The sequence below is a fragment of the Xylophilus sp. GW821-FHT01B05 genome, from assembly GCA_038961845.1.
Taxonomy (GTDB): domain Bacteria; phylum Pseudomonadota; class Gammaproteobacteria; order Burkholderiales; family Burkholderiaceae_C; genus Xylophilus.
In genome coordinates, this window is record CP152408.1 from 4260040 (window position 1) to 4274260 (window position 14221).

Genomic DNA, 14221 nt, shown 5'->3' on the forward strand with positions numbered 1-14221 from the left:
ATTTTTCATGCCTTGCGCCATCCCTTGAAAACCTTCGCGCAGGGGCGCAGATGTGCTCCATGCGGCCCTCACGGTTGAAGGCCGCGCAGTGTAACCAAGGAGCTTTTCATGTTCTTCACCCCCGTGATCCGTCGTGCCGCCTATGGCCCCGCGCTGCGCGCCGTCGACCGTGGCTTCGAGCGCTTCGTCAACGAAGCCATCGTCTCCCCGGCCGCCCAACTGCGCGCCCGTGCCGCTACCGCAGACCAGAACGACACCCACTGGACCTTGCAGATCGACGTGCCCGGCCTGTCGCGCGAGCAGTTGTCCGTTGCCATCGAAGGCGCCGTGGTGCGCATTGAAAGCGTCCAGGACGCTCCGCGCAGCTTCAAGGCCGCCTACGAGCTGCCGCAAGAGATCGACACCGCCACCAGCAGCGCCAAGCAGGAGAACGGTGTGTTGACGCTGACGCTGGGCAAGAAACAGCCGGTCAGCAATGTGACGCAGTTGCCGATTGCTTGAGAGGCGCCGGGCGCGCCTTCATCTCAGCAGATCTGCAGCGGCCGGGGAATGAAGCAGGACAAAGCCTGCAACATTGATAACCACCGTGCCCCAGAACGCTGCCCTGAATGAAGCCTTGCTGGACTTGTGGCGAAGCAGTTGCTGCGCCAGCAGGCCGCCCGGCCAACCACCCACAAGACCCAGGAGCAGCAACGTTCGCTCTGGCGTGCGCCACTTGCCCGCGACTGCGGCGGATTTGTCGAAGGCATATGCGACGAAAGTCACAAGGCTGAGCACGCCATAGACGGCGCTCGCTTGCCACGGCACTGACCAAGTCAGGGCGACGGCGATATAGAGGACGACGAAGGCGGGGATTGCCAGGCGTGCGGCAGCGCCCGAAGGCGCTGGCGTCTCTGGCCGCCGAGTTCGCGCGCCGCCCCCTGCTCTACCCCGCCAACGCATCCAGCGGCCAGCGCGGCTTCACATCAAAGCTGTAGGCGCGGCTGGGTTCGGCGATGCCGGCTTGCAGGCGCATGGCCGCAGCCATGGCGATCATGGCGCCGTTGTCAGTGCACAGGTGCAGCTCGGGGTAGTGCACGCGCACGCCCTGCCTGGCACAGGCAGCGTTAAGCTGCTCGCGCAGTTGCCGGTTGGCGCCGACGCCGCCGGCCACCACCAGGCGGCGCAGGCCGGTCTGGCGCAGTGCGGCGAGGGATTTCTTCAGCAGCACGTCGACGATGGCGGCCTGGGTACTGGCGGCCAGGTCGGCTTTGCGGGCTTGCAGCTCGTCGCCCAGCTTCTTGGCTTGGGTCATGACGGCAGTCTTGAGGCCGGCAAAGGAGAAGTCGAGGTCGCCGCTGTGCAGCAGCGGGCGCGGCAGCTTGAAGGCGGCCGGGTCGCCCTGCTCGGCCAGGCGCGACAGCGCGGGGCCGCCGGGGTAGCCCAGGCCCATGAGCTTGGCGGATTTGTCGAAGGCTTCGCCGGCGGCGTCATCTATGGTTTCGCCCAGCATCTGGTACTGGCCGACGGCATCGACGCGCATCAGCTGCGTGTGGCCCCCCGACACCAGCAGCGCGACAAAAGGGAATTCCGGCGGATCGGCACTGAGGAAAGGCGACAGCAAATGCCCCTCAAGATGGTGAATGCCCAGCACCGGCACGCCCAGCGCGGCACCCATGGCGCAGGCCGCGCCGGCGCCCACCAGCAGCGCCCCGGCCAGGCCCGGGCCGCGGGTGTAGGCGACGATGTCGGTTTGCTGCAGCACGCGGCCGGCGCTGTGCAACACCTCGTCGGTCAGCGGCAATACACGGCGGATGTGGTCGCGGCTGGCCAGCTCGGGCACCACGCCGCCATAGGCCTGGTGCATTTCGATCTGGCTGTGCAACGCGTGCGCCAGCAGGCGCGGCGCGGCGCCCTCGAGGTTTTCGACCAGGGCCACGCCCGTTTCATCGCAAGAAGATTCAATACCCAGTACCAGCATGCGGCGAGTGTACGGGGGCCGTCTTCGGCACGAGGCTTGCGGGATACTGGTGCCGTGACACTACCTACACGATGAAATCAGGACTGAACTTCTTAGCCGCAGCCAAGCAGTGCGAAATCCGCGAGCTTGAGCAGCTCACACTGACCAGCGAGCTGGTGCAGCGCACCGGGGAACTGGTGCATGCGCTGCAGAAGGAGCGCGGCCTTTGCAACCTTTACCTGGGCTCGGGCGGCGCGCAATTTGGCGCGCTGCGGCGCCAGCAGACGGCGCAGTGCCTGCAGGTGGAGAGCGACCTGCACGGCGCCTTCGACCGGCTGGATACCGATGGCGCGCGCATTGGCAACGGTGCGCGGCTGTTCAGCCGCATGGCCTATGTGCTGCATGGGCTGGAGGCGCTACCCGCACTGCGCGAACGCATAGAGGCGCGCAGCCTGACGCCGGCCGAGGCCACGCAGGCCTTCGTCAAACTGGTCGCCGGGCTGCTGGCCGTAGTCTTTGAGGCGGCCGATAGCGCCACCGACCCGGAGATTTCACGCCTGCTGGTGGCGATGTTCCATTTCATGCAGGGCAAGGAGTTCTCGGGCCAGGAGCGTGCCACCGGCGCCGCTGCCTTCACCAGCGGCCAGACCGAGGCTGCGCGCCAGCAGCAATGGCTGCACCTGATCGACTCGCAAGAGCGCTGCTTCAAGGTGTTTACCGACTTTGCCGAGGCCGGCCCGGTGGCGCTGTGGCGGCATTGCCAGGCCGGTGCCGCACTGGCCGAGCTGGAGCGGCTGCGGCGCGTGGCCTGCACCGCGCCGGTGGGCAGCACGCTGGACCGCGCGCTGGGCCAGGTGTGGTTCGACTGCTGCACCGAGCGCATCGACGCGATGCAGGCGGTAGAGGCGCGCCTGGCGGCCGACCTGCTGGCGCTGTGCGAGCGCAAGATCAGCCAGGCGCACATCGACCTGCAGGCCTACCAGGTGCTGCTGGACACGGCGCCCGCCACCGGCCTGCCGCCGGGCGCTTTCTTTGATGCCCCGGCCACCGATGGCCAGGTGCCGGCGCTGGGCCCGCACCTGGAGCGCTCGGTGCTGGAGATGGTGCAAGAGCAGTCGCACCGGCTGCAGGCCATGGGCGACGAGCTGGCCACCGTGCGCGCCACGCTCAACGAGCGCAAGCTGGTCGAGCGCGCCAAGGGCGTGCTGATGGCGCACCGCCAGCTCAGCGAGGAAGACGCCTACAAGATGCTGCGCCAGACCGCCATGAGCCAGAGCCGCCGGCTGGTGGACGTGGCCGAGGCGGTGCTGTCCATGGCCGACTTCCTGCCGACCCGGCCGCGCTGAACATGATGGTGCGCCGCACCATGGCGCGGCCCCATTCTGGTGAACCACGGGCAGTCATCGCCCTGTTTTGCCTGCTGCCAGGGCGGTTTTCGCTGGCACGCTTCCTGCGTTAGCTCTAGCGATACCGGGCCAATGGCGGTCTGGTTCACGGTTAACCCCACGATTTCTGGACAACGGCGTCCATTCCCCGCTTGCACGTGCGTGCATGGGGAATGGACGCCGTTTTGCTTCCCGGCCCCGTTTTTTGTCCCCACGCACAGGAGTTTGAATATGGCGCAATCCCCCACCGCAAGCCCCGTCCCCTCGCAGCCGGCCGCCACGCCGGCAGACGCGTCGCGCCGCGACTTCGTGCGCAAGGGCGCCGCCTTGGGCACGGCCACGCTGTTCTCCACGCTGGGCCACCACGGCGTGTGGGCTGCGGGCTCGGACAAGCCGGAGAAGGAAGAGGTCAAGATCGGCTTCATCCCGCTGACCGACTGCGCCAGCGTGGTGATGGCCTCGGTGCTGGGCATCGACAAGAAGTACGGCGTGAAGATCATCCCCAGCAAGGAAGCCAGCTGGCCCGGCGTGCGCGACAAGCTGGTCAATGGCGAGCTGGACCTGGCCCACGTGCTGTACGGCCTGGTCTACGGCGTGCACCTGGGCGTGAGCGGCCCGAAGAAGGACATGGCCGTGCTGATGAACCTGAACCAGAACGGCCAGGCCATCACGCTGTCGAAGAAGCTGGCCGACAAGGGCGCGGTGGACGGCCCATCGCTGGCCAAGCTGATGGCCACCGACAAGCGCGAATACACCTTTGCCCAGACCTTCCCCACCGGCACGCACGCGATGTGGCTGTACTACTGGATGGCGACCTACGGCATCAACCCGCTGAAGGACAGCAAGATCATCACCGTGCCGCCGCCGCAGATGGTGGCCAACATGCGCATTGGCAACATGGACGGCTACTGCGTGGGCGAGCCCTGGGGCCACCGCGCCATCATGGACGGCATCGGCATCACCGGTGTGACCACGCAGGACATCTGGAAGGACCACCCCGAGAAGGTGCTGGGCACCACGGCCGAGTTCGTCAAGAAGTACCCCAACACCTCGCGCGCGGTAACGGCGGCCATCCTGGAGGCCGGCCAGTGGATTGACGCCAGCCTGTCCAACAAGCTGAAGATGGCCGACACCATTGCCGACAAGTCCTACGTGAACACCAGCGTGGACGCGATCAACCAGCGCATCCTGGGCCGCTACCAGAACGGCCTGGGCAAGACCTGGGACGACCCCAATTACATGAAGTTCTACAACGACGGCACGGCCAACTTCCCGTACCTGTCGGACGGCATGTGGTTCCTGACGCAGCACAAGCGCTGGGGCTTGCTGAAAGAGCACCCCAACTACCTGGCCGTGGCCCAGCAGATCAACCAGATCGGGCTGTTCAAGGACGCTGCCGCCGCCAGCAAGACGGCTGTGCCCAAAGAGACGATGCGCACCAGCAAGCTGATCGACGGCACGGTCTGGGACGGCAAGGACCCGGCCAAGTACGCCGACAGTTTCAAGATCCACGCCTAGGAGCTCGCCATGGTCAGCGCGGTATTCCATCCCCCGTACCCCGACGCCGCGCCGACTGCGGCAAGCACTCCCAAAACAATAGCTACAAGCCCAGACACAGCAATGGCTACAGCCGTTATTTCCTCTGAAAACCCCGCGCCTGCAGCGCGCCCCGGCCGCCCCAACCGCGATTGGCGCGGGCTTTGGCTGCGGGTGCTGCCGCCCTTCTTTGGCCTGGGCCTGCTGGTGGCGGTGTGGGAGCTGGTGTCGGTACTGACCGCTGCCAGCATTCCCTCGCCGCGCGACACCTGGGCGCAGGCGGTGGACGTGTTCAGCAACCCCTTCTATAGCAACGGCCCGAACGACCAGGGCGTGGGCTGGAACGTGCTGTCATCGCTCAAGCGCGTGGCCATGGGCTTCGGGCTGGCGGCGGTAGTCGGCATTCCGGCGGGCTTCCTGATCGGGCGCTTTACCTTCTTGTCGCGCATGTTCAACCCGCTGATCAGCCTGCTGCGGCCGGTGTCGCCGCTGGCCTGGCTGCCGATCGGGCTGCTGGTGTTCAAGGGCGCCAACCCGGCGGCGATCTGGACCATCTTCATCTGCTCGATCTGGCCCATGATCATCAACACCGCCGTGGGTGTGCAGCGCGTGCCGCAGGACTACATGAACGTGGCCCGCGTGCTGAACCTGTCAGAGCTCAAGATCATGACCAAGATCCTGTTCCCCGCCGTGCTGCCCTACATGCTGACCGGCGTGCGCCTGGCGGTGGGCACGGCCTGGCTGGTGATCGTCGCGGCCGAGATGCTCACCGGCGGCGTGGGCATTGGCTTCTGGGTCTGGGACGAGTGGAACAACCTCAACGTCAAGAACATCATCATCGCCATCTTCGTGATCGGCATCGTCGGCCTGCTGCTGGAGATGGCGCTGATCAAGCTGGCCACCGCGTTCACGTATGAAGAGGTGAAGTCATGAGTTCCACTGGTTCAAAGTTCATCGAAGTCCAGAACGTCGAGCAGACCTTCCGCACGCCCAAGGGCAGCTTCCCGGCGCTGCGCGACATCCAGCTGACCGTGGCCAAGGGCGAATTCATTGCGCTGATCGGCCACTCGGGCTGCGGCAAGTCCACGCTGCTGAACCTGCTGGCTGGCCTGACCACGCCCACCGCCGGCACGCTGATCTGCGCCAACCGCGAGATCAAGGGCCCTGGCCCCGAGCGCGCGGTGGTGTTCCAGAACCATTCGCTGCTGCCCTGGCTGACCTGCTTTGAGAACGTCTACCTGGCAGTGGAGCGGGTGTTCTCGGCCACCGAATCCAAGGCACAGCTCAAGGCCCGCACCGAAGCCGCGCTGGCGCTGGTGGGCCTGGTCGCCGCCGCGCAAAAGCGCCCCGGCGAAATCTCCGGCGGCATGAAGCAGCGCGTGGGCATTGCCCGCGCCCTGTCGATGGAGCCGCAGGTGCTGCTGATGGACGAGCCCTTTGGCGCACTAGACGCCCTCACCCGCGCCAAGCTGCAGGACGAGCTGCTGGCCATCGTCGCCAAGACCCACAGCACCGTGGTCATGGTGACCCACGACGTGGACGAGGCGGTGCTGCTGTCCGACCGCATCGTGATGATGACCAATGGGCCCGCCGCCACCATTGGCGAGATCCTGACGGTAGACCTGCCACGCCCGCGCAGCCGCGTGACGCTGGCCGAAGACCCGCGCTACCTGCAGGCGCGCAAGGCGGTGATCGACTTCCTCTACACGCGGCAGGCGCATGTGGAGAAGACCGCGGCCTGAAGCATTGACACTACAAATTAGATAGCTAATAGCCCAGGCGCAGCCTGGGTTAAAGGCACTTTTCCTTTAAATTCAAAAAACCGAGAGCGCTACACCAGCCCACTCCAGCCCGGCTCTGCCGGGCTTTTTTGTGGGCGCGCGGCAGCGCCGCCGTTCTGCATACTTGGCGCTCTTCGCCTTCCAGAACCACACCGCCATGACCTCGCCCCTGCCCCCGGCCGAATCGCCGCTCGTCCTCACCATCCAGTCGCACGTGGCCTATGGGCACGTGGGCAATGCGGCGGCGGTGCTGCCGCTGCAGTTGCTGGGCATTACGCCGGTGGTGGTGAACACGGTGCAGTTCTCCAACCACACGGGCTATGGCGAATTCAAGGGCCAGGTGTTCACCCCCGCGCACATCGAGGACGTGCTGAACGGCCTGCGCGCACGCGGCGTGCTGGCGCGCTGCACGGCGGTGTTGTCGGGCTACCTGGGCGACGCCGGCGTGGGTGAGGCCATCCTGGCTGCCGTGCAGGAGATCCGCGCCAGCCAGCCGGGCCTGCACTACCTGTGCGACCCGGTGATGGGCGACGTGGGCCGTGGCGTGTTCGTGCGGCCGGGCATTCCTGAATTTTTGCGGCGCCGCGCACTGGCGCAGGCCAGCATCGTCACGCCCAACCAGTATGAGTTTGAGCTGCTGCTGGGCGCACCGGTTGCCTCGGTGGACGGCGCCGTGGCGGCGGCGCGCAGCCTGCTGGGCAGCGCGCCCGGCACCGGGCCATCGCTGGTGGTGGTCACCAGCCTGCGCACGCCAGACCTGCCCGCCCAGCGCCTGGCCACGCTGGCCGTGACCGCCACCGAGGCCTGGCTGGTGCGGACGCCCTTCATCGACCTGCAGCCCCTGCCCAATGGCATGGGCGATGTGTTCTCGGCCATCTTGCTGGGCCACTTGCTGGGCGGTGCGGCCATATCCACGGCGGTGTCGGGCGCGGTCAGCAGCCTGTATGCGCTGGTGGCACGCACCACGCCCGGCCGGCGCGACCTGCCGCTGGTGGCTTGCCGCACGCAGATCGTGCAGCCCAGCGAACACTTCACGGCCGAGGCCTGGCCGCCGCGCTAGCCGCAGCGCGCACCATCTTCAGACGACCAGCGCACCAAGGGCAAGCAACCACTGAGGCCACGCGCCCCACTCCAGCGAAAACCCGCGCCCATCGGGCTTGTTTCACTGGCACAACTTTTGCATGACTGCCCGCATGGGTTTCCCGCTGCAATGGCGCGGTGGGAAGCCCCAGGACAAAGGCGTCCGCATGCCGCACCGGCTTTTAGCTGGTGTTGGGACATGCGGACGCCTTTTCTCGTTTCTGGATGCCCCCACGGAGAAAACCGCCATGGACATGCGCGTGAAAAAGCAAAAGCTGGTGCTGATCGGCAACGGAATGGCCGGCGTGCGCACGCTCGAAGAACTGCTCAAGATCGACCCGGACCTGTACGACATCACCGTCTTCGGTGCCGAGCCGCATCCCAACTACAACCGCATCCTGCTGTCGCCGGTGCTGGCGGGCGAGCAGACAGTGGACGAGATCATCCTCAACCCCTGGAGCTGGTACGAAGAGAACCACATCACGCTGCACACCGGCAAGAAGGTGGTCGAGGTGGACCGCGTGCGCCGCACCGTGCGTACCGACGACGGCACCGAGGCGCCCTACGACCGCCTGCTGCTGTGCACCGGCTCCAACCCCTTCATGCTGCCGGTGCCGGGCAAAGACCTGGCTGGCGTGATCGCCTACCGCGACATTGCCGACACCAACGCCATGATCGAGACCGCCAAGACGCACAAGCATGCGGTGGTGATCGGCGGCGGCCTGCTGGGCCTGGAGGCCGCCAACGGCCTGATGCTGCGCGGCATGAGCGTGACCGTGGTGCATGTGGGCGACTGGCTGATGGAGCGCCAGTTGGACGACGTGGCCGGCGGCATGCTGCGCAAGTCGCTGGAGGAGCGCGGCCTGAAGTTTCTGCTCAAGGCGCATACGCAAGAGCTGCTGGGCAATGCCGAGGGCCGCGTGCAGGCCGTGCGCTTCAAGGACGGCAGCGAGGTGCCGGCCGACCTGGTGGTGATGGCCGTGGGCATACGCCCCAACGTAGAGCTGGCCGAGAAGATGCGCCTGCACTGCAACCGCGGCATCGTCGTCACCGACACCTTGCAGACCGTGACTGACGCGCGCATCTATTCAGTGGGCGAATGCGCGGCGCACCGTGGCATTGCCTACGGCCTGGTAGCGCCCTTGTTCGAGCAGGCCAAGGTGGCGGCCAACCACCTGGCGCAGATGGGCATTGGCCGCTACCTGGGCTCGCTCACCTCGACCAAGCTCAAGGTCACCGGCATCGACCTGTTCAGCGCCGGCGACTTCATGGGCGGCGAAGGCACGGAAGAGATCGTCATGAGCGACCCCTTCGGCGGCGTCTACAAGAAGCTGGTGATCAAGGACGACAAGCTGGTGGGCGCCTGCCTGTATGGCGACACGGTGGACGGCAGCTGGTACTTCAAGCTGCTGCGCGACGGCCGCAGCGTGCACGACATCCGCGACAAGCTGATGTTTGGCGAATCCAACCTGGGCGACGCCGGCCACCAGGGCCAGAGCAAGGCCGCCGCCATGGCCGACACGGACGAGGTCTGCGGCTGCAACGGCGTGACCAAGGGCACGATCTGCAAGGCCATTCAAGAGAAAGGCCTGTTCACGCTGGACGAGGTGAAAAAGCACACCAAGGCCAGCGCCAGCTGCGGCTCTTGCACCGGGCTGGTGGAGCAGATCCTGATGTTCACCGCCGGTGGCGACTACTCCGCCACGCCCAAGAAGAAAGCGCTGTGCGGCTGCACCGACCACAGCCACCAGGAGGTGCGCGACGCCATCCGCACCCAGCACCTGACCAAGATCGCAGACGTCTACACCACGCTTGGATGGAAGACGCCCAATGGCTGCGCCACCTGCCGCCCGGCGCTCAACTACTACCTGATCAGCACCTGGCCCAAAGAGGCGCAGGACGACCCGCAGAGCCGCTTCATCAACGAGCGCAGCCACGCCAATATCCAGAAAGACGGCACCTACTCCGTCATCCCGCGCATGTGGGGCGGCACCACCACGCCGGCCGACCTGCGCCGCATCGCCGACGTGGCCGACAAATACGCCATCCCCACCGTCAAGGTCACGGGCGGCCAGCGCATCGACCTGCTGGGCGTGAAGAAGGAAGACCTGCAGGCCGTCTGGAAAGACCTGGACATGCCCAGCGGCTTTGCCTATGCCAAGTCGCTGCGCACGGTAAAGACCTGCGTCGGCAGCGAGTGGTGCCGCTTTGGCACGCAAGACAGCACGCAGATGGGCAAGGACCTGGAGCGCGCGCTGTGGGCCATGTACGCGCCGCACAAGGTCAAGCTCGCCGTCAGCGGCTGCCCGCGCAACTGCGCGGAATCCGGCATCAAGGACGTCGGCATCATCGGCGTCGATTCGGGCTGGGAGATTTATGTCGGCGGCAACGGCGGCATCAAGACCGAGGTGGCGCACTTCTTCGTCAAGGTGAAGACGGCCGAAGAGGTGATGGAGTACGCAGGCGCCTTCCTGCAGCTCTACCGCGAAGAGGGCTGGTACCTGGAGCGCACCGTGCACTACATCGGCCGCGTGGGCCTGGACTACGTGAAGAAGAAGGTCCTGGAAGACGAAGCCGGCCGCAAGGCGCTGTGGGAGCGGCTGCAGTTCTCGCTCGACGGCGCGCCAGACCCTTGGCTGGAGTCGTCCAGGGCCTCGGTCGATACGCGCCAATTCACGCCGGTGATCCCTATTGCGGTCGCTGCCCACGCCTGAGAGAGAAACCATGAACCACTGGATCGCCATTTGCCGTGTTGAGGACATTCCTGTTCTTGGCTCCCGTCGTGTTGCCCGCCCGCAGGGGGTGGATGTGGCTGTGTTTCGCAATGACCAGGATCAGGTGTTTGCTCTGCTGGATCGGTGTCCTCACAAGGGGGGGCCGTTGAGTCAGGGGATTGTGTTTGGGACTAGCGTGGCTTGTCCGTTGCATAACTGGACTATTGGGTTGGAGGATGGGGGGGCCAAGTCTCCTGACGAGGGGTGCACGCCTCGGTTTTCTGTTTTGGTTTCTGAGGGGGTGGTGCATTTGGATTCTGTTGAGCTTGCCTCTCTCGCGGTGGATCTTGTGAGGCCTGTGGCGGGGCCTGGGGTTCGGGTGGTTGTTGTGGCTGCTTGAGCTGTGCGCTTTATGGGGTTCTTTTCTTTGCTGAGGGCGGATGTGGGGCTTACGCCGCCCCACACCGGCGGTAACTTTCTTTCCGCTGAAAGAAAGTCACCAAAGAAAAGCGTGAAGGCGGGAGAATTTTTCGGGCTGTCGCTGCGCTCAGCCCTGGGACGGAAAGAGGTATCGAGGGCCTGTGCCAGGCGACGATTTGGGCGTGCGTCATTTCAGCGCCATGCTCCCAGTTCTTTCTCTGGCGGGCGCTTGCCTGATGCAAAACCAGGCCGTCGTTTTGGGGTGCAGCCTGATGTCTTTGGTCTTCCTGCCTCTTGGGAGCGGTGCGGTGACCTCAAGCATGACCAAATCGTCGCCCCCAGAGCACTCGATGACATATTCCCCCGGCTGAGCAACGCGACAGCCCGAAATATTCTCCCGACCCCTAGGCAACTTTCTTTGGTGACTTTCTTTTTTGCCAGAAAAGAAAGTTACCGCCCCCCGCGCAGGGGATCACCCCTCAGGATGAGTAGAAGAAACCAGCAAAGAACCAAGCACGCCCAGCATCGGAGCCCCCGATGAACCAAACCAAATCCACCTGCCCCTACTGCGGCGTAGGCTGCGGCGTAATCATCGAATCCCAAGGCTCCCAGATCACGGGCGTAAGAGGCGACCCAGAACACCCAGCCAACTTCGGCCGCCTCTGCACCAAAGGCTCCACCCTCCACCGCACAGCAACAGCAGAAGTCACCCTGCAAACAAGGCTGCTAAACCCCATGCTGCGCGCAAACCGTGGCGAAGCACCGCAGCCAGTGGCATGGGACACAGCACTGAACCTGACGGCAGACCGCTTCGCCCACATCATCCAAACCCACGGCCCAGACGCCGTCGGCTTCTACCTCTCAGGCCAGCTCCTGACCGAGGACTACTACGTCTTCAACAAACTGGCCAAAGGCCTGATCGGCACCAACAACGTAGACACCAACTCACGCCTCTGCATGAGCAGCGCCGTAGCCGGCTACAAGCAAACGCTGGGCGCCGACGCGCCCCCCGCCTGCTACGACGACGTGAACCACGCCCAGTGCCTGTTCATCACCGGCAGCAACACCGCCTGGGCGCACCCGATCCTGTTCCGCCGCATCGAAGACGCGCGCGCCGCCAACCCGGCCATGAAGATCGTGGTGGTGGACCCGCGCCGCACCGACACCGCCAGCGTGGCCGACCTGCACCTCGCCATCCAGCCCGGCACCGATGTGCTGCTCTACCACGGCATGCTGCACCTGATGCTGTGGGAGGGCTGGACCAACCCCGCCTACATCGCCGCCCACACCAGCGGCTTCGACGCGCTGAAGGCGCTGGTGCGCGACGCCACGCCTGATGCGGTGGCGCAAACCTGCGGCATCCCCAAGGAGCAGCTCATTGAAGCGGCGCGGCTGTTTGCCACATCTGCGGCCACGCTCAGCCTCTACTGCATGGGCCAGAACCAGTCCAGCAGCGGCACGGCCAAGAACACGGCGCTGATAGGGCTGCACCTGGCCACGGGCCAGATTGGCCGGCCGGGCGCGGGGCCGTTCTCACTCACCGGCCAGCCCAATGCCATGGGCGGGCGCGAGGTCGGCGGCATGGCCAACCTGCTGTCGGCGCACCGCGACCTGGGCAACCCGCAGCACCGCGCCGAGGTCGCCGCGCTGTGGGGCGTGGCCGATGTGCCGGCTGCGCCGGGCAAGACCGCGATCGACATGTTCCAGGCGGCGGCCGATGGCCAGATCCGTGCGCTGTGGATCTCTTGCACCAACCCCGCGCAGTCCATGCCGGATCAGGCCACGGTACGCCGCGCGCTGGAGCGCTGCGAATTTGTGGTGCTGCAAGAGGCCTTCGCCACCACCGCCACCTGCGCCTATGCCGACCTGCTGCTGCCCGCCAGCACCTGGGGCGAGAAGGTGGGCACCGTCACCAACAGCGAGCGCCGCATCAGCCGCGTGCGCCCGGCCGTGCCCGCACCCGGCGCGGCGCGCCATGACTGGGCCGCCGCCACCGACTTTGCCCAGCGCCTGGCCACGCGCCTGCCCGGCGCGCCGCAGCACCTGTTCCCCTATGCGCTGGACGTGGACGCCGGCGCCGAGGCGATCTGGACCGAGCACCGCGACAGCACCCGTGGCCGCGACCTGGACATCACCGGCCTCAGCTGGCCGCTGCTCGACAGCGCCGGGCCGCAGCAATGGCCCTTCCCCGCCGCCGGCGCGCCCAAGGCCCGGCTGTATGAAGACGGCGTGTTTGCCACGCCCGACGGCCGCGCCCGCTTTATGGCCGTGCCCTACCGCCCGGTGGCCGAGCCGCGCGACGCACGCTACCCCTTTGCGCTGACCACCGGCCGCCTGCGCGACCAGTGGCACGGCATGAGCCGCACCGGCACGCTGGGCCGGCTGTTCGGCCACGTGGCCGAGCCCGCAGTGCAGATGCACCCGACCGACATGGCGCGCCGCCAGATCGAGGCCGGCGACCTGGTGCACCTGACATCGCGCCGTGGCTCCATCGTGCTGCCGGTGCAGGCTTCAGAAGAGGTCGGCGTGACGCAGGCCTTTGTCGCCATGCACTGGGGCGAGGAATTCCTGTCCGGCCAATCGACCACCGGCGAGCGGCTGGCCGGCATCAATGCGCTGACGCTGCCCACCTACTGCCCGGACTCGAAGCAGCCCGAGCTCAAGCACACGGCCGTGAAGATCCTCAAGGCCGAGCTGCCCTGGACGCTGCTGGCCATGGCCTGGCTGCCAGACGACCAGGCCCAGGCTACGCGCGAAGCGCTGCGCGGGCTGATGGCGCAACTGCCCTTCGCCAGTTGCGTGCCCTTCTCCAACAACGCGCCGCTGGCCGCGCCGCAAGACGAGCGCAGCGGCCTGCTGTTTCGCGCCGCCGCGCACGAGGCACCGCCCGATGCATTGCTGGCCCAGATCGAAGCCCTGCTGGGCCTGGCCACACCCGAGGTGCTGCGCTACGCCGACCGCCGCCGTGGCCAGCGCCGCGCCGTGCGCCTGCGCCGGGTCGATGCCGACACCCGGGTCGACGGCTTCCTGCTGGCCGGCGACACCCGCGCCGAGGCCTGGCTGCGCACCCTGCTGCAAGAAGAGCTGCCGGCACAAAGTTACGGCCGCCTGCTGCTGGTGCCCGGCGCCACGGCGCCGGTGGCGGTGGCCGCGCGCGGCAAGCAGGTGTGCACCTGCTTCAACGTGGCAGAGCCGGCCATCCAAGGCTTCCTGGGCGGCTGCGCCGGCAGCGACGACACGCGCCTGGCGGCCCTGCAGGGCGCGCTGAAGTGCGGCACCAACTGCGGCTCTTGCATCCCGGCGCTGCGGCGCATGGTGCAGGCCACGCCTGTCGCGGCGCTGGCGTAATTCACCATATAGCCGGAA

General features: G+C 66.5%; 11 protein-coding genes. 9 read left to right on the forward strand and 2 right to left on the reverse strand.

Going from position 1 to position 14221, the window contains the following annotated elements:
* The first annotated feature begins 108 nt into the window (after positions 1-108).
* A complete protein-coding gene (locus AAFF27_19845) occupies positions 109-501 on the forward strand; it encodes an Hsp20/alpha crystallin family protein (GenBank protein XAH22251.1) in 393 nt (130 codons plus the stop codon).
* A gap of 18 nt (positions 502-519) precedes the next feature.
* On the opposite strand, the gene AAFF27_19850 is transcribed toward AAFF27_19845, so the two are convergent.
* Together AAFF27_19850 and tsaD are read right to left on the reverse strand one after the other, a co-directional pair.
* Positions 520-765 carry a DUF1294 domain-containing protein gene (locus tag AAFF27_19850; GenBank protein ID XAH22252.1) on the reverse strand — a complete coding sequence of 82 codons (246 nt, stop codon included), beginning with the start codon at positions 763-765 and terminating at the stop codon, positions 520-522.
* A gap of 160 nt (positions 766-925) precedes the next feature.
* Positions 926-1960, reverse strand: a complete 1035-nt coding sequence (gene tsaD / locus AAFF27_19855) for a tRNA (adenosine(37)-N6)-threonylcarbamoyltransferase complex transferase subunit TsaD (protein XAH22253.1) — start codon at positions 1958-1960, stop codon at positions 926-928.
* Between the two features lie 71 nt (positions 1961-2031).
* Here tsaD and AAFF27_19860 point away from each other — a divergent pair, with 71 nt between their 5' ends.
* The 8 genes from AAFF27_19860 (at position 2032) to AAFF27_19895 (ending at position 14203) form a co-directional block, all read left to right on the forward strand.
* Positions 2032-3285: a nitrate- and nitrite sensing domain-containing protein gene (locus tag AAFF27_19860; protein ID XAH22254.1), complete on the forward strand. Its 1254-nt coding sequence runs from the start codon at positions 2032-2034 to the stop codon at positions 3283-3285.
* Positions 3286-3555: 270 nt separating this feature from the next.
* The gene (locus AAFF27_19865; protein ID XAH22255.1) at positions 3556-4842 is read left to right on the forward strand and encodes a CmpA/NrtA family ABC transporter substrate-binding protein; all 1287 of its coding nucleotides are present in this window, start codon (positions 3556-3558) and stop codon (positions 4840-4842) included.
* A 9-nt stretch (positions 4843-4851) separates the two neighbouring features.
* On the forward strand, positions 4852-5793 hold the full coding sequence (ntrB, locus tag AAFF27_19870; GenBank protein XAH22256.1) for a nitrate ABC transporter permease: 942 nt from the start codon (positions 4852-4854) through the stop codon (positions 5791-5793).
* Positions 5790-6602, forward strand: a complete 813-nt coding sequence (locus AAFF27_19875; GenBank protein ID XAH22257.1) for an ABC transporter ATP-binding protein — start codon at positions 5790-5792, stop codon at positions 6600-6602. Before ntrB ends, AAFF27_19875 begins: the two co-directional genes overlap by 4 nt.
* Before the next feature lie 196 nt (positions 6603-6798).
* Positions 6799-7701 (forward strand): pyridoxal kinase PdxY, encoded by a 903-nt coding sequence (gene pdxY, locus AAFF27_19880; protein ID XAH22258.1) that lies wholly within the window; start codon positions 6799-6801, stop codon positions 7699-7701.
* A 280-nt stretch (positions 7702-7981) separates the two neighbouring features.
* Positions 7982-10435, forward strand: coding sequence for a nitrite reductase large subunit NirB (gene nirB / locus AAFF27_19885; GenBank protein XAH22259.1), 2454 nt, complete (start codon positions 7982-7984; stop codon positions 10433-10435).
* A 10-nt stretch (positions 10436-10445) separates the two neighbouring features.
* Complete coding sequence (gene nirD / locus AAFF27_19890) at positions 10446-10835, forward strand: nitrite reductase small subunit NirD (protein ID XAH22260.1); 390 nt, start codon at positions 10446-10448, stop codon at positions 10833-10835.
* A 557-nt stretch (positions 10836-11392) separates the two neighbouring features.
* Positions 11393-14203, forward strand: a complete 2811-nt coding sequence (locus tag AAFF27_19895) for a molybdopterin-dependent oxidoreductase (protein ID XAH22261.1) — start codon at positions 11393-11395, stop codon at positions 14201-14203.
* Positions 14204-14221 lie beyond the last annotated feature (18 nt).